Annotated in this window: 12 protein-coding genes; 5 read left to right on the top strand and 7 right to left on the bottom strand. The window is 71.6% G+C overall.

The window, feature by feature from the left end:
* The first annotated feature begins 395 nt into the window (after window positions 1–395).
* Complete coding sequence (locus tag ABZ738_RS05755) at window positions 396–1,604, top strand: amino acid deaminase/aldolase (protein ID WP_131056974.1); 1,209 nt, start codon at window positions 396–398, stop codon at window positions 1,602–1,604.
* Between the two features lie 121 nt (window positions 1,605–1,725).
* Here the strand turns inward: ABZ738_RS05755 and ABZ738_RS05750 are convergent, their stop codons facing one another.
* Window positions 1,726–2,373, bottom strand: a complete 648-nt coding sequence (locus ABZ738_RS05750) for a TetR family transcriptional regulator (RefSeq protein WP_176095627.1) — start codon at window positions 2,371–2,373, stop codon at window positions 1,726–1,728.
* A 223-nt stretch (window positions 2,374–2,596) separates the two neighbouring features.
* On the opposite strand from ABZ738_RS05750, the gene ABZ738_RS05745 reads away from it, so the two are divergent.
* Window positions 2,597–3,931 (top strand): D-arabinono-1,4-lactone oxidase, encoded by a 1,335-nt coding sequence (locus ABZ738_RS05745; protein ID WP_357211361.1) that lies wholly within the window; start codon window positions 2,597–2,599, stop codon window positions 3,929–3,931.
* A gap of 115 nt (window positions 3,932–4,046) precedes the next feature.
* Here ABZ738_RS05745 and topA read toward each other — a convergent pair whose 3' ends face one another.
* The 6 genes from topA to ABZ738_RS05715 form a co-directional block, all read right to left on the bottom strand.
* Window positions 4,047–6,899, bottom strand: a complete 2,853-nt coding sequence (gene topA / locus ABZ738_RS05740) for a type I DNA topoisomerase (protein ID WP_357211772.1) — start codon at window positions 6,897–6,899, stop codon at window positions 4,047–4,049.
* 302 nt (window positions 6,900–7,201) lie between these two features.
* On the bottom strand, window positions 7,202–7,915 hold the full coding sequence (locus ABZ738_RS05735; RefSeq protein WP_357211359.1) for a hypothetical protein: 714 nt from the start codon (window positions 7,913–7,915) through the stop codon (window positions 7,202–7,204).
* Window positions 7,906–8,448 (bottom strand): hypothetical protein, encoded by a 543-nt coding sequence (locus ABZ738_RS05730; RefSeq protein ID WP_131054043.1) that lies wholly within the window; start codon window positions 8,446–8,448, stop codon window positions 7,906–7,908. Before ABZ738_RS05730 ends, ABZ738_RS05735 begins: the two co-directional genes overlap by 10 nt.
* Before the next feature lie 115 nt (window positions 8,449–8,563).
* Window positions 8,564–10,945 (bottom strand): sodium-translocating pyrophosphatase, encoded by a 2,382-nt coding sequence (locus tag ABZ738_RS05725; protein WP_131054044.1) that lies wholly within the window; start codon window positions 10,943–10,945, stop codon window positions 8,564–8,566.
* A gap of 383 nt (window positions 10,946–11,328) precedes the next feature.
* Complete coding sequence (locus ABZ738_RS05720; RefSeq protein ID WP_131054045.1) at window positions 11,329–11,766, bottom strand: ATP-binding protein; 438 nt, start codon at window positions 11,764–11,766, stop codon at window positions 11,329–11,331.
* A complete protein-coding gene (locus ABZ738_RS05715; protein ID WP_131054046.1) occupies window positions 11,763–12,104 on the bottom strand; it encodes an STAS domain-containing protein in 342 nt (113 codons plus the stop codon). The genes ABZ738_RS05720 and ABZ738_RS05715 overlap by 4 nt, the downstream gene beginning before the upstream one ends.
* 138 nt (window positions 12,105–12,242) lie before the next feature.
* On the opposite strand from ABZ738_RS05715, the gene ABZ738_RS05710 reads away from it, so the two are divergent.
* The 3 genes from ABZ738_RS05710 (at window position 12,243) to ABZ738_RS05700 (ending at window position 15,753) form a co-directional block, all read left to right on the top strand.
* Window positions 12,243–14,789, top strand: coding sequence for a DEAD/DEAH box helicase (locus ABZ738_RS05710; protein ID WP_357211356.1), 2,547 nt, complete (start codon window positions 12,243–12,245; stop codon window positions 14,787–14,789).
* Between the two features lie 107 nt (window positions 14,790–14,896).
* The gene (locus tag ABZ738_RS05705; RefSeq protein ID WP_131057191.1) at window positions 14,897–15,103 is read left to right on the top strand and encodes a hypothetical protein; all 207 of its coding nucleotides are present in this window, start codon (window positions 14,897–14,899) and stop codon (window positions 15,101–15,103) included.
* A 71-nt stretch (window positions 15,104–15,174) separates the two neighbouring features.
* The gene (locus ABZ738_RS05700; protein ID WP_131057193.1) at window positions 15,175–15,753 is read left to right on the top strand and encodes a hypothetical protein; all 579 of its coding nucleotides are present in this window, start codon (window positions 15,175–15,177) and stop codon (window positions 15,751–15,753) included.
* The last annotated feature ends 129 nt before the right edge of the window (window positions 15,754–15,882 follow it).

Genomic DNA, 15,882 nt, shown 5'->3' with positions numbered 1-15,882 from the left:
ATCGCGCCGTAGCCGGACAGGTCGGCCTGGGCGGCGGGCCCGCTCGGTGGGCTCTTCGGGTCGGTGGGCGCGCCCGGTGGGCTCTTGGGATCGGCGGGCTGGCCGGCGGCACCGCCGCCGGGTAAGCCGGTCGTGTCCCGGCCGGATGTCCCGGCGGGCTGGTCCGCGGACGGCGACACGCCGGACGACTCGCCGTTGAACTGGCTTTCGATGGCCGTACCTCCACGTGCCGGCCCATCGCTGGGCACCCCCGGTGGAACACTCTAGTCCCGACGGGGACCTCCCCCCGTCGCGCATCACCTGCTCGCCGAGCCTAGGACGCGGTTGCCAACCCGACCCCGGCCGCCAGATGCGAGGGTATTTCGCATTCACCGTTTCACAGTTAGCGTGCACACGTGGCCACCGACAGCGATAACCTGCGCCACCGGCTGGACCGGGCGACCGCGCACCTCGACCCTCCGTACGCGGTGGTCGACCTCACGGCCTTCGACGACAATGCCGCCGCGTTGACCTCGCGGGCCATCGGCAAGCCGCTGCGGATCGCCAGCAAGTCGCTGCGCTGCCGGGACCTGATCGCCCGCGCGCTGGCCCGCCCGGGCTGGCGGTCGGTGATGGCGTTCACGCTGCCCGAGGCGATCTGGCTGGTCCGGACCGGGGTCACCGCCGACGTGCTGGTGGCGTACCCCACCGCCGACCGTGGGGCGCTGACCGAGCTGGCCGCCGATCCGGCGCTGGCGGCGGCGATCACGCTGATGGTCGACGACCCCGGCCAGCTCGACTTCTACGACACGGTGACCGCCCCGGGCCACCGCCCGGAGCTGCGTGTCTGCCTCGACCTGGACGCCTCGTGGCGACTGCTGGGCGGCCGGGTGCACGTCGGGGTCCGCCGCTCACCGGTGCACACCGCCCGGGCGGCCGGCCGACTCGCCGCCACCGTCGCCCGGCGGGCCGGCTACCGGCTGGTCGGCCTGATGTCGTACGAGGCGCAGATCGCCGGCCTGGGCGACGCCCCGCCGGGGCAGGCGATGCTCGGCGCCGCGATCCGGGTGGCCCAGCGCGGGTCGTACCGCGAGTTGCTGGCCCGCCGAGGTGCGGCGGTGGCTGCGGTACGCGAACACGCCGACCTGGAGTTCGTCAACGGCGGTGGGACCGGCAGCGTGGCCGCCACCAGCGCCGATCCCGCGGTCACCGAGGTCACCGCGGGATCGGGGCTGTACGGACCGACGCTCTTCGACGCGTACCGCACCTGGCGGCCCACCCCGGCGGCGTTCTTCGCCTGCGCGGTGGTCCGCCGGCCGGCACCTGACCTGGCCACCGTGCTCGGCGGCGGCTGGATCGCCTCCGGTTCCGCCGCCGACAGCCGGCTGCCCCGCCCGTGGCTGCCGACCGGCCTGAAGCTGCTCGGCGCCGAGGGTGCCGGCGAGGTGCAGACCCCGCTGACCGGCGCGCCGGCCGCCACCCTGCGTGTCGGAGACCGGGTCTGGTTCCGCCACGCCAAGTCCGGCGAGCTGTGCGAACGGGTGAACGAGCTGCACCTGGTCGACGGCGACCACGTGGTGGGCACCGTACCGACCTATCGGGGCGAGGGACACGCCTTCCTCTGAGCACTCCGCACCGACACCACGGCGTGGTTCTCCGCCGTGGTCGTGGCGTGGTGCACTCGGTGCCACCGGTCCGGCGGGCCGGGCGGGTTCCCCGCGGGCTGCGTCGCCGGGTCGGGTGAGGTCAGGCGCGCTGCGTGGCCGGCGGCTCGGCGGCCTCGGCGATCTGGTCGTCGCCCGGCTTCGCGGGCTGCCCGACCGGCCGGCGGCCGGTGTCGCCCCGCGCCTCCATCTGGCGGTGCAGGTACTCCCGGATCAGCGCCTTCGCCTCGGCCAGCACCCGGTCGTCGCCGTCCGACGTGCGCCGGAACGCGAGCTTGATCAGGGAGTCCGCCGCCTCTACTGCGATCTCCAGGTGGAAACGCAGGTCGGGAACGTCGGCGAGCCCGAACCGTTCGGTGAGCACCCGGGCCAACTGGTCGGCGATCACCCCGTTGTTGTCGCGCTGCTCATCGAGCAGATGCAGGTCGACCACGTCGCCGAAGTGCAGGGTACGGAAGCCGGGAACGGTGCGGTGCATCGTGATGTACTCGTCGATGCCCGCGTCGACCCCGTCCCACCAGTGAGTCAGGTCGTCCGAGGCGAAGCGTTCGTCGAGCCGCTGGAGGTAGGACTCCATCGTGCGCAGCGTGAGCGCCTGCACGATCGCCCGCTTGTCCGGAAAGAACTGGTAGACCGATCCGATCGCCACCTCGGCCCGCTCGGCGAGCAGGGTGGTGGTCAGTCCTTCGTACCCCACCTCGTCGACGAGTTCAGCGCAGGCGTCCAGCATTCGCTGGACGCGCGCGACACTACGACCCTGCACTGGTACGCGACGCAGTGGGCCGGTCGTGGCGGCTGAAGTTGACACTCGCCACCCCCCTTCGACGGATGAACATATCTGCACGTCACGAGTTCGTGACTACCGGTACAACGAGCGGACCTCGATTGCGGTATTTACCAGGAAGAACGTTCCTGATATGAACTCGGTTCATATTCATCTTGAGGAGCACGCCATGGCCGGCACCGGACGCACCCCCACCTCCTGGTCCAACTGGGGCGGCAACCAGCACAGCGTGGCGACCGGCGTCCTGCGCCCGACATCCGTCGGAGAGGTCGCCGAGCACGTACGCTCCGCCACCGCCGCCGGTGAACGGATCCGGCCGGTCGGCAGTGGACACTCCTTCACCGCCGTCGCGGTCGCCCACGACCGGCGGATGGACCTGAGCCGACTCGCCGTCGACGTACGCGTGGACACCGATCGACGTCTCGTCACCGTACCGGCCGGGATGACGCTGCGGGAACTGAACTCGCTCCTCGCCACGCACCGCCTGGCGCTGCCGAACCTCGGCGACGTCGACGCGCAGACCGTGGCCGGCGCGATCTCCACCGGCACCCATGGCACCGGCGCCGGACACGGCGGACTGGCCACCTTCGTCGAGGCGCTGACCCTGGTCACCGGAACCGGCGAGGTCCTGCACTGCTCCGCCGACCAGCACCCCGACGTGTTCGACGCGGCCCGGATCTCGCTCGGCGCCCTCGGCGTCCTGGTCGAGGTCACCCTGCGCTGCGTGGACGCCTTCGTGCTGCGGGCCCACGAACGCCCCGCCCACCTCGACGCCGTACTCGCCGGGCTGCCCGACCTGATCGACCGGCACGACCACGTCGAGTTCTTCTGGTTCCCGTACACCACCAGGGTGCAGCTCAAGACCAACGACCGGACGGCCGCCGACGACCGACCGCTACCCGGCTGGCGCCGGTGGCTGGACGACGACTTCATGGCCAACAACGTCTTCGCCGCCGCCTGCCGGCTCGGTCGCGCCGCACCGGCCCTGGCCCCACCGATCAGCGCCGTCAGCGCGCGGGTGCTCAGCGAACGCGCCTACACCGGACGCTCCGACACGGTCTTCTGCACCCCGCGCCGGGTCCGCTTCACCGAGATGGAGTACGCACTGCCGCGCGACGCCGTCGGCGAGGCACTCGACGCGCTGCGCCGGATCATCGACGGGTTGTCGTTCAAGGTGCTGTTCCCGGTCGAGGTCCGCTTCACCGCCGCCGACGACATCTGGCTGTCGCACTCGTACGGTCGCGAGTCGGCGTACATCGCGGTGCACCAGTACGTCGGGATGCCGTACGAGCCGTACTTCCGGGCCTTCGAACAGGTGGCGACCGGCCTGACCGGACGCCCGCACTGGGGCAAACTGCACTGGCGCGACGCCGCGACGCTGGCCGACGCCTACCCGCGCTGGCAGGAGTTCCAGCAGATGCGCGCCCGTTTGGACCCGCACCGCACCTTCACCACCCCCTACCTAGACACCCTCCTGGGCCCCCACCCCACCCCCACCCCCTGACCCCCGTGTCGATCAAGGAGTTTGGTCACGGAGGGGGCAGGTCCGAGGGTGCAAACCCCTTGGTCAACTCCGGTGGGGCCCCGGCGGTGTGGGGCGAGTCCGTCGGTGGACGGGGTCAGTCGGCGGCGGGGGCCTTCTTGGCGGCGGTGGCCTTCTTCGGCGCCGCCTTCCTCGGTGCGGCCTTCGAGGCTGCCGCCTTCGACGCCGTCTTCGAGGCGGTGGCCTTGGTGGCGGACTTCGAGGCGGCGGTCTTGGCGGCACCGGCCTTGGCGGGGGCCTTCTTGGCAGGTGCCTTCTTGGCAGCGGCCTTCTTCTTCGGCGCCGGACCCTTCGCCCGCTTCTCGGCGAGCATCTCGGAGGCTTCCTCCAGGGTCAGCGCCTCCGGGGTCTGGCCACGCCGCAGTGACGCGTTCGTCTCCCCGTCGGTGACGTACGGGCCGAACCGACCGTCCTTGATGACCAGTGGCTTCTCGGTCAACGGGTCGGCACCCATCTCCCGCAGCGGCGGCGCGGCGGCCCGTCGTTGCCGGTTCTTCGGTGCGGCCAGCAGGGCCAGCGCCTCGTCCAGCGTGACGGTGAACATCTTGTCTTCGGAGTCCAGCGAACGGAACTCGTCGCCCTGCTTGACGTACGGGCCGTAGCGGCCGTTGTTGGCCACCACCTCCGCGCCGTCCGGGGCCACCCCGATCACCCGGGGCAGGCTGAGCAGCTTGAGCGCCTCGTCGAAGGTGAGCGAGTCCGGGGACTGCGAGCGCAGCAGCGAGGACTTGCGTTCGCCACTGGCCACGTACGGGCCGAACCGGCCGGACTTGAGCACGATCGGCTCGCCGGTCGCCGGGTCGTCGCCGAGCTTGCGCTCGCCCCCGCCGCCGAGGAACAGCTCGTGGACCTTCTCCGGGGTCAGTTCGTCCGGCGCGATGCCCTCGGGGATCGGCGCCCGGTCGCCCGGGGCCGCGCCCTCCTCGCCCTCGGCGGCCGGTGCCTGCTCCTCGCCGGGCACCCGACGCTGGAGGTACGGCCCGTACCGGCCGACCCGCACCACGACCTCGCGTCCCTCGTCGTCGCTGAAGAGCGGGATCGAGTTGACGCTGCGCGCGTCGATGTCGCTGAGGTTCTCGGTGACCAGCTTCTTGAGCCCACCGGAACGGGCGATGTCCTGGTCACCGGCACCGTTGGTGGTGCCGAAGTAGAACGCGGTGAGGAAGTCGACGGCCGCGTGGTCACCACCGGCGATCTCGTCCAGCTCGTTCTCCATGCTGGCCGTGAAGTCGTAGTCGATCAGGCGCGGGTAGTGCCGCTCCATCAGCCCGATCACGGCGAACGCGAGGAACGAGGGGATCATCGCCTGGCCGCGCTTGACCACGTACCCACGGTCCTGGATGGTCTGCATGATCGACGCGTACGTGGAGGGGCGACCGATGCCCAACTCCTCCAGCGCCTTGACCAGCGACGCCTCGGTGTAGCGGGCGGGCGGCTGGGTGTGGTGGCCCTGCGCCGCCAACTGGTCGGCGGTCAGCGGCTGGTCCTTGACCAGGTTGGGCAGCCGGCGCTCGGCGTCCTCGGCCTCGGCGTTCTCGTCGTCGCTGGACTCGACGTACGCGCGCAGGAAGCCCGGGTCGGTGATGGTCTTGCCGGTGGCGCCGAAGTCGGCCTCCTCGCCGCCGACGGTGGTGGCCCGGATCCGGACCGAGACGCTGGAGCCGACCGCGTCGGTCATCTGCGAGGCGATGGTGCGCCGCCAGATCAGCTCGTAGAGCTTGAACTCCTCGGCCGACAGCTCCTTGGCCACCTCGCCCGGGGTGCGGAAGTTGTCCCCGGCCGGGCGGATCGCCTCGTGCGCCTCCTGCGCGTTCTTCACCTTGCCGGTGTAACGGCGCGGCTCCGGCGGCACGCTGCGCTCGCCGTACAGCTCGACGATCTGCCGGCGGGCCGCCGCGATGGCGGTCTCCGACAGGCTCACCGAGTCGGTACGCATGTAGGTGATGTAGCCGTTCTCGTAGAGCCGCTGCGCGGTACGCATCGTCTGCTGCGACGAGAACCGCAGCTTGCGGGCCGCCTCCTGCTGGAGCGTGGAGGTGATGAAGGGCGCGTACGGGCGACGGCGGTACGGCTTCTCCTCGACGCGGGTGACGGTGAACGGCCGCCCGTCGAGGCGGGCGGCGAGCCCCCGCGCTCCGCTCTCGTCGAGGTGCACCACGCCGGCGCCGGGCTTGACCCGGCCGGTGGTGGGCTCGAAGTCCTTGCCGGTGGCGATCCGGTCGCCGTTCAGCGCGACCAGGGTGGCGTTGAAGGTGCGCGGCCCCTCACCGGCGTTCGTCACGGCGAGCGTGGCCAGGATGTCCCAGTACTCGGCGGTGCGGAAGGCCATCCGCTGCCGCTCCCGCTCGACCACGATCCGGGTCGCCACGGACTGCACCCGGCCCGCCGAGAGCCTCGGCATGACCTTCTTCCACAGCACCGGGGAGACCTCGTAGCCGTAGAGGCGGTCGAGGATGCGCCGGGCCTCCTGGGCGTCGACCAGGTCGCGGTCGATCTCCCGGGGGTTGGCCACCGCCGCCTGGATCGCCGGCTTGGTGATCTCGTGGAAGACCATCCGCCGGACCGGCACCTTCGGCTTGAGCGTCTCGACCAGGTGCCAGGCGATCGCCTCGCCCTCGCGGTCCTCATCCGTCGCCAGGAAGATCTCGTCGACCTCCTTGGCGAGCTTGGTCAGCTTGCTGATCTGCTGCTTGCGGTCGGCGGAGACGACGTAGAGGGCGTGGAAGCCGTTGTCGACGTCGACGCCGAGCCGGGCCCAGGACTCGCCCTTGTACCGGGCGGGCACGTCGGCAGCGTTACGCGGCAGGTCGCGGACATGCCCGAAGCTGGCCTCCACGACGTACCCCGGGCCGAGGTAGCCCGAGATCGTCTTGGCCTTCGCCGGAGACTCGACGATGACCAGACGGGTGGTTCCAGCGTTGCTCGGCACGTCTGCTTCGACCTCTTTCCTGCTCATGGCCGCGCCATCGCCCGGTTCCGGGCGCACTCGCCCCACCGATACCCAGCGGTCCGGATGTCCAACGTAACGCGCCGTCCGTGTTTCGGGTTTCGCGGGCGGCAATTCGCCCGGGACGATCTGTGGTCGCGCCGGACGGCGTCACCGTACACCCTGAGTAGGGCATGGAACGGGTCACTGTGATCAGGGCGGCCCCTCGGTGGAGGTGCGACCCGGCCGATTCTCCCTGTGTTTCCCGACGCCCGGCTGTCTTCGATCGGACAGCCGGCGGCGGATCAGTCGCGGGTCGGCCAGGTGCCGGGCGGAGCCGCGTCCGGACGCTCACCCACCAGCTCCGCGAGGCGTGACGACCGGCGTCGACCGGCGATCCGGTACGCCGGCCCGCCCGCATCCGGCGCGAGCAGGTCGCCGGTGAGCCCGGCCGCGTGCAGCGCCGCGCCGACCACCGCCCACCGGCGGGGATCGGTGCCGCCGAGACGAAGGACGAAGTCGGGCGTTTCGGCCACTCCGGCGGCGGCCAGCCAGAGCCGCAGCCGACGGCCGTCGAGCTGGAAACCCGAGGGCGGCGACTGGGTCGGGCCGCGCAGCCAGGCCGCCGCCAGCGGCACGATCGTCCGGGTGTACGCCGTCCGTACCGCGTACCGCCGGTCCCCGGTCGGTTCCCAGGTCGCCCGTACGCCCCGACGACCCAACTCGGTGACGAGCACGTGCACCCGCCAGGCGGCGTCCACCTCCACCGTCAGGCGGGCGGTCCCGCCCATCCGGTGCACCTCGCCCGGCCCGGCGAGCAGCCCGGCCAGGTCGGCCACGGAGGGTTCCCCGGTCTCCGCGCCGAAGAAGACCAGTTGCCGTTCGCCGGTGGCACCCCGCTCGGGCGCTGTGGGGCGTTCGGCCGGCTCGCCGCGTCGGCGTGTCGCCGGGTCGGGCACCGGGAAGGTCACCGGCAGCGGGAGTGCCGCCGGTGTCTCTCCGGAACCGCTCAACGGCATTCAGGTACCTCGTCGAAGGCGCGCTTCAACTCCTCCGAGTTGAGCCGGCTGGTGTCCAGCGCACTGGCGTCGTACTCCTGCTGAAGGGTCTCCACCGTCGACCGGACGCCGTCGTAGAAGGTGCCGGCCTCGCCGATGCCGAGCCCGTCGATGGTGGTGCGGGCCCGGCCGTAGGCGTCCCGCATCGAGGCGAGCGCGGCCCGGAAGCCGGCGGAGACCTCCTCGCCCTGCTCCACCTTGGGTACGCCGGCCTGCTCCACCTTGAGCCGCGCGGTCTCGCTGGCCTCCTCGGCACCGGCGAAGAGGCGGACCAGGTTCTCCTTGGCCTGCGCGGGAGTGGTCTGTGCGGTCATCTGCTCGTTGGTGCTGCTGGTCAACTTGCTGATCTCGGCGCGCCACGGGCTCAGCGCGGTGCACACCGACGCCGCCCACGCCCGAGGGCTCGGACCGCTGGAGCCGCAGGCGGCCAGCAGAACCAGCGTAGCCAGGACCACCGTGAGCTTTCCGGCGGTCGCCGCCCGGCAGGTACGCATGCGTTGCAGGGTACGGCTTCTCCTCGCCGTCGGCACCGGTCAGGTGTACGGGCCGTACAGGCGAGCGGTCCCCGGTCGGCGACGAACCGACCGGGGACCGTGGTGCCGACGGGCGTCAGGCCTTGATCGCCTCCGGACGCGGGTCAGCGGTGCCGGTGCCACCGCTGTCGTTGCCCTCGTCCATCGCCACGCTCTTGCGCTTGCTGAACACCACCGCCGCGACGATGATCAGGGTCGCCACCAGCGCGACACCGACCCGCAGGCCGACGTTGCGGTCCTCGCCGATGCTCCAGGCCACCACGGCCGGCGCGATCAGCAGCGAGACCAGGTTCATCACCTTGAGCAGCGGGTTGATGGCCGGGCCGGCGGTGTCCTTGAACGGGTCACCGACGGTGTCGCCGATGACGGTCGCCGCGTGCGCGTCGGAGCCCTTGCCGCCGTACGCGCCGTCCTCGACCATCTTCTTGCTGTTGTCCCAGGCACCGCCGGAGTTGGCCAGGAAGACCGCCATCAGCGTGCCCGCCCCGATCGCACCGGCCAGGTACGACGCCAGCGCGCCGGGCCCGAGGCCGAAACCGACCGCGATCGGCGCCAGGATCGCCAGCAGACCCGGCGTCAGCAGCTCACGCTGGGCGTCCCGGGTGCAGATGTCGACCACCTTGCCGTACTCCGGGCGCTGGGTGCCGTCCATGATCCCGGGCAGCTCGCGGAACTGTCGGCGGACCTCCATCACCACGGCGCCGGCCGAGCGGGAGACCGCGTTGATGGCCAGGCCGGAGAAGAGGAACACCACGGCCGCACCGATGATCAGACCGACCAGGTTCTGCGGGTTGGCCACGTTCAGCGCGTTGAGGATCTCGGCACCGACGTCGGTCACCCCGGCGTCGGCGTACGCGATGCGCAGCGTGTCGGTGTAGGAGCCGAACAGCGCGGTGGCGGCCAGCACGGCGGTGGCGATCGCGATGCCCTTGGTGATCGCCTTGGTGGTGTTGCCGACGGCGTCCAGCTCGGTGAGCGTCCGGGCGCCGTGCTCGTCGATGTCACCGGACATCTCGGCCACGCCCTGGGCGTTGTCGGAGATCGGGCCGAAGGTGTCCATCGCGACGATCACGCCGACGGTGGTCAGCAGACCGGTGCCGGCCAGCGCCACGGCGAACAGCGACAGGGTGATCGAGCCGCCGCCCAGCAGGAACGCGCCGAAGACACCGCCCGCGATGAGCAGCGCCGAGTAGACCGCCGACTCCAGGCCGACGCTGATGCCGGCGAGGATGACGGTGGCCGCACCGGTCTGCGAGCTCTTGCCGATGTCCTGCACCGGACGCCGGTCGGTCTCGGTGAAGTAGCCGGTCAGCGCCTGGATCGCGGCGGCGAGCACGATGCCGATGACGACCGCGCCGATCACCACGCCGCGCGGGCCGAACGGCGGGTCGCCGCCGTCCACCCCGAGGCTCTCCCGCCAGTTGTCGCCGAGCTGCGCGGCCCAGGTGGGCTGGAGGTAGAAGACCGTGGCGATCGCGACCAGCACCGCCGAGATCACCGCGGAGAGGTAGAAGGCCCGGTTGATCGCGGTCAGACCGTTGCGGTCCGAGGCGCGCAGCCGGGTGATGAAGACACCGATGATGGCGACGAGCACGCCGATCGTGGAGATGATCAGCGGGAGCACCAGGCCGTCGCTGCCGAACGCGGCGCGGCCCAGGATCAGCGCGGCGACCAGGGTGACCGCGTACGACTCGAACAGGTCGGCGGCCATGCCGGCGCAGTCACCGACGTTGTCGCCCACGTTGTCGGCGATGGTGGCGGCGTTGCGCGGGTCGTCCTCGGGGATGCCCTGCTCGACCTTGCCGACCAGGTCGGCGCCGACGTCGGCCGCCTTGGTGAAGATGCCGCCGCCGACCCGCATGAACATGGCCAGCAGGGCGGCACCGAAGCCGAAGCCCTCCAGCACGGTCGGCGCGTCACCCCGGAAGACCAGCACGACCAGCGCGGCACCGAAGAGGCCGAGGCCGACGGTGAGGAAGCCGACCACGCCACCGGTCCGGAAGGCGATCTTCATGGCCGCTTCCCGGCCGCCTTCGCGTTCCCGGGCGGCGGCGGCCACGCGCAGGTTGGCCCGGGTGGCCAGCCACATGCCGGCGCCACCGATGAAGGCGCTGAACAGCGCGCCGACCACGAAGAAGAGCGAGCGCCCGATCTTCACCGCGGTCTCGCTGCCCTCGGTGTTGTGCACCGGCAGCAGGAACAGCAGGACCACGGCGATCACCACGAAGATCGCCAGAGTCCGGAACTGCCGGATCAGGTAGGCCGAGGCGCCCTCCTGCACGGCCCCCGAGATCTCCTGCATGTTGGTGGTGCCCTTGCCGGCGGCCAACACGGTCTTCGTCAGCGCGGCGGCGAAGGCGAGCGCGACCAACGCGATCACCGCGGCGATGACGACGTACGTGACATTGGCTCCGGTTAGGGAGATCCCGCCGCCCTCGGCGGCCAAGGTGTCGGACATCTGTGTCCTCCTGTGCCGAACAACGCACCGGCCGATGGAGACGCACCGGCCGGTGCCTGTATGCGAATTCGCAAGTGCGCGCCACCCACCCGGCGAGAACCGGCGACGGACGCCCATCTGCGCTGGCTGCCCGGTGGATCACTTGCTGACAACCCGGGTACTGTAGCCCTCCGCAGTGTTCGAGGTCACACCGAGGTGGCACCATCGGCCGATGATCTTCGTCGCTGTGTTATGAAAAGAAATCTGATATAGGAACGGGTCCATGCCAACGGGGCCGCATTCCCAGCACAGGGAATACGGCCCCGATGAATCGAGACTCGGCGCCACGAATGCCGCATGACGCGGCGCTGACGTGATGCGCGGTCACCGGCGGCGCCGACGGGTCAGCGACCGACCGGCCAGACCATCCGCACCTCGGTCCCGACACCGTCGTCGACCGGCCGCACCTGAAGATCCTCGACGAAGCCCGCGAGCAGGGCGAACCCGACACCGGTGGTGAGGTCGTCCTCGTCGAGGGACTCATTGGCCAACTGGTCGGCGTCGAGCGCGGCGAGACCGATGCTCGCCTCGATCGGCGCGCGGTCCACCACCCGCACCGCGTACGACCCGGAGTCGGACATCTCGACCAGCACCGGATCGGGCACGCCGTACTGGCGGTGCAGGGCGACCGCACGGGTGCACGCCTCACCGATGGCCAGGCGCACCTCGTCGAGCAGGTCCTCGCGGACTCCGGCCCGCCGGGCCACCGCCACGCCGACCAGGCGGGCGGTGCGCACGTGCACCGGCGCCGGAGAGAAGGAGAGCCGGACCGTCGCCATCACGCGCCGGTGCCGGTCGCCGCTTCGACCGTGGGATGCAGCGGGAATACCTGGTCCAGCGCGGTGATCCGGAAGATCTTGAGCAGCGGCTCCTTGTCGCAGACCAGCGAGAAGGTCCCGTCGGCGGTCCGCAGACGCTTGAGCGCGCCGACCAGCACACCCAGGCCGGTGGAGTCGAGGAAGTCCACCCGGCCGAGGTCGACCACCACGTGCCGGGCCCCAGAGTCGATCAACTCCAGAAGCCGCTCACGCAGCCGGGGGGCGGTGTAGACATCCACCTCACCGCCGACCTCGAGCACCGTGTGCTCCCCCACGGTGCGGGTCGCCAGCGACAGCTCCATCGGTCCTCCCTCGCACAGCCGTAAGCTCTCTGGCATCTAACCATTACCCCCGAAGGCGCCTGACGACTCACGGGGCCGGTCCCGACCTGCAGACGCGACGATTTCCCATTTCCGAACACCAGTGCGAGAGTGCAGAACGTGACCCCGGCAGTTCCCGTGTCCGCCGGCGGCGGCCCGGAACGACCGCCGCCGGGCGAGCTGCTGCGCCGGCTGCGCCAGCGACACACCACCGACCCGATCACCCACATCGAGCGGGTGCCACCCCGCTCCGGGATCGCGGTGCCGTGGCCGCACTGGGCACCGGAGGAGCTGCGAGCCGCGTACGCCCGGCGGGGGGTGACGACGCCCTGGCGACACCAGGTCGAGGCGGCCGAGATCGCGTACGACCGGCGGCACGTCGTGGTGGCCACCGGCACCGCGTCCGGCAAGTCGTTGGCGTACCAACTGCCCGCGCTGGCCACCCTGCTCGCCGACCCGCGCGCCACGGTGCTCTACCTGGCCCCCACCAAGGCGCTCGCCGCCGACCAGTTACGCGCCGTCGCCACGCTGGAGATCGAGGGCGTACGCCCGTCCTGCTACGACGGTGACACCCCGCGCGCCGAACGGGAGTGGATCCGCCGGCACTCCCGGTTCGTGCTGACCAACCCGGACATGCTGCACCACGGCATCCTGCCCGGCCACGCCCAGTGGTCGGGTTTCCTGCGCCGACTGGCGTACGTGGTGGTCGACGAGTGCCACGTCTACCGGGGCGTGTTCGGCTCGCACGTGGCCCACGTACTGCGGCGGCTGCGGCGGCAGTGCGCCCGCTACCGCCCCGCCACGGGTGACCCCGGCCCGACGTTCGTGCTCGCCTCGGCCACCTCCGGCGACCCCGCCGCCGCAGCCGGGCGACTGACCGGCCTGCCGGTGACGGCGGTCACCGAGGACACCTCGCCGAGAGCCGGGGTGACCTTCGCGCTCTGGGAGCCGCCCCTGCTCCCGCCCGACCCGGCCGCGATCCCCGCCCCCCGCCCGGCACCCGCCTCACGTGCGGCACCCGCCGACTCCGCTGCCGGCGGCCCGCCTCCCGCCGGTCGGTCCCTCACGGGCCGGTCCCTCGCCGGCTCTGGCGCGGACGGTTCGACGCCTGCCCGGTCCGCCTCGGGCGACCCGACGCCCGCCGGGTCGCCCTCCGGCGGGCCGCTCCACGAGGCGGCCGATCTGACCCAGGTCCGGCGGTCGGCGTTACGGGAGACCGCCGACCTGCTCGCCGACACCGTCGCCTCCGGCGTACGCACCCTGGCCTTCGTCCGGTCCCGCCGAGGGGCCGAGGTGGTCGCCACCAGCACCCGGCGCAGCCTCGACGAGGCGGTCCCCGGGCTGGGCGACCGGGTCGCCGCGTACCGGGGCGGCTACCTGCGCGAGGAACGCCGGGAACTGGAACGCGCGCTGCTGCACGGCGACCTGCTCGGGCTCGCCTCGACCAACGCCCTGGAGCTGGGCGTCGACCTGATCGGCCTGGACGCGGTGCTGATCTGCGGATATCCCGGCACCCGGGCGTCGCTGTGGCAGCAGGCCGGACGGGCCGGGCGATCCGGCCAGGAGGCGCTCGCCGTGCTGATCGCCCGGGACGACCCGCTCGACACCTACCTGGTGCACCATCCGGAAGCGGTGTTCGGGGCACCGGTGGAGGCCACCGTGCTCGACCCGGCGAACACGTACGTGCTCGGGCCGCAGTTGGCCTGCGCCGCGGCCGAGGCCCCGCTGACCGACGCCGACCTGGCACTCTTCGGTGACGGCGCGAAGGAGACGGTCGCGGCGCTGGTCGAGGCGGGCGCGCTGCGGCAGCGGCCGACCGGCTGGTACTGGCGGCACCGCGAGCGCCCCCAGGTGGACCTGCGCGGCGACGGCGGCGCACCTGTCTGCGTGGTGGAGGCGGCGACCGGTCGGCTGCTCGGCACCGTCGACGGCGGCTCGGCGCACTTCCTGCTGCACTCCGGGGCGGTCTACCTGCACCAGGGCGTGTCGTACGTGGTCGACTCGCTCGATCTGGACGACGGGTGCGCGCTGGTGCACCCCGAGGAGCCGGACTGGTCCACCCACGCGCGGGACGTCACCTCACTGTCGGTGGTGTCGGTGCGTTCGTACGTCGACGCCGGACCGGTCGGGCTGTTCCTCGGCGAGGTGGACGTCACCAGCCAGGTGGTGTCGTACCAGCGGCGGCGGATCGCCACCGGCGAGGTCATCGACACCCGTCCGCTGGACCTGCCGGCGCGGGAGCTGCGTACCGTCGCGGTCTGGTTCACCCTCTCCCCCGAGTCGCTGGCGGCAGCCGGGGTGGACCCGGCCGACGTGCCGGGCGGGCTGCACGCCGCCGAACACGCCGCGATCGGGCTGCTGCCGCTGGTGGCCACCTGCGACCGGTGGGACATCGGCGGGTTGTCCACGGCGGTGCACCCGGACACCGAGGCCCCGACGGTCTTCGTCTACGACGGCCACCCCGGCGGCGCGGGCTTCGCCGAGCGGGCGTACGGCATGGCGTCGTCCTGGCTACGCGCCACCCGGGACGCGATCGCCGAATGCGGCTGCGAACACGGCTGCCCCTCCTGCGTGCAGTCGCCGAAATGCGGCAACGGCAACAACCCGCTCTCCAAGCCGGACGCGGTCACGGTGCTGAACGTGGTGCTGGCGAACCTGCCGGAATGACCGGGCAGGCATGAGATCCGGCCGCTTCGGGCATTGATGGCTGGGAGCGCTTCCATCGAGCGCCGTGATCATCGTCCGTCGTCGCCGCCGCACATGGAGGAGGAGCCGTGGCCGACACCATCGCCGAGACCGTCGAGCTGCTCTACACCATCGACCAGGAGCAACTCGACATCGACCAGCAGATCGCCCTCGGTACGGCGCTCGCCACCCTGGCCCAGGCCGAACGGCTGGACCAGATCAACGAGCGACTGCGTACCATCCACCAGCTCCTCACCACCTGGACCCACCGGTCGGCTGTCGACGGCGTCCGCTGACCTGACACTCAGCGCCGGGCCGCTTGCCGAGCTGTGCGACACTCCGGCGCACCACGAACGAGGAGATTCTGATGCAGCTCGACAGCCTGCAGGCGCAGCACCAGTTCCACATCCGCCAGCGGTTGCGTTTCATGGTCAACCAGTACGAGGTGCACAGCGTCGCGCCGGACGGCTCCGAGGGCGGTCTGCTGGCCTTCGCGCAGCAGAAGCGGCTCGCCTTCAAGGAACAGGTGACCATCTACACCGACGACTCCAAGCAGCAGCCGCTGCTCGGGTTCAAGGCCCGTCAGCGTCTCGACCTCGGTGCCACGTACGACGTCACCGACCACGCCGGCACCCCGATCGGGCTGTTCCGCAAGGATTTCGCGCAGTCCCTGCTCCGCTCGACGTGGCACGTCGAGCAGGCCGGCCTGCCGAACATCGTCGGCCAGGAGCGCAGCATGCCGGTGGCGGTGCTGCGCAGGTTCGCCGAGTCGCTGTCCTGGCTGCCCTACCACTTCGACTTCGTCGCCGGCGGCCAGCCGGTCTTCTCGGTGGTGAAGAAGTGGGGCCTGCGTGACCGCTACGTCGTCGAGATCCACCACCCGCAGATCGACCGCCGTCTGGTGATCGCCATGGCCGTCGCACTCGACGCGCTCCAGGGCCGCTGACCTCGACGTAGTGGCCCTGCGGCGGCACGGGCGCTCGCGCCACGGGCCTCGGCTTCACGGGTCCGCGCGTCCCTGACCTCGTCGTCGTGCGGGCCTCGTCGTCGTGCGGGCCTAGCTGGCGCGTGGAGC

Source organism: Micromonospora sp. NPDC047793, assembly GCF_040642635.1.
Lineage (GTDB): Bacteria > Actinomycetota > Actinomycetes > Mycobacteriales > Micromonosporaceae > Micromonospora.
The sequence above is the reverse complement of the archived record's forward strand: the minus strand, read 5'-3'. Positions and strand labels throughout refer to the sequence as shown.

Coding starts and splice junctions, on each gene's coding strand:
- ABZ738_RS05700 (WP_131057193.1), top strand. CDS start 15,175: ATGCAGCTCGACAGCCTGCAGGCGCAGCACCAGTTCCACATCCGCCAG.
- ABZ738_RS05725 (WP_131054044.1), bottom strand. CDS start 10,945: ATGTCCGACACCTTGGCCGCCGAGGGCGGCGGGATCTCCCTAACCGGA.
- ABZ738_RS05735 (WP_357211359.1), bottom strand. CDS start 7,915: ATGCCGTTGAGCGGTTCCGGAGAGACACCGGCGGCACTCCCGCTGCCG.
- ABZ738_RS05715 (WP_131054046.1), bottom strand. CDS start 12,104: ATGGAGCTGTCGCTGGCGACCCGCACCGTGGGGGAGCACACGGTGCTC.
- ABZ738_RS05730 (WP_131054043.1), bottom strand. CDS start 8,448: ATGCGTACCTGCCGGGCGGCGACCGCCGGAAAGCTCACGGTGGTCCTG.
- ABZ738_RS05750 (WP_176095627.1), bottom strand. CDS start 2,373: ATGCTGGACGCCTGCGCTGAACTCGTCGACGAGGTGGGGTACGAAGGA.
- ABZ738_RS05745 (WP_357211361.1), top strand. CDS start 2,597: ATGGCCGGCACCGGACGCACCCCCACCTCCTGGTCCAACTGGGGCGGC.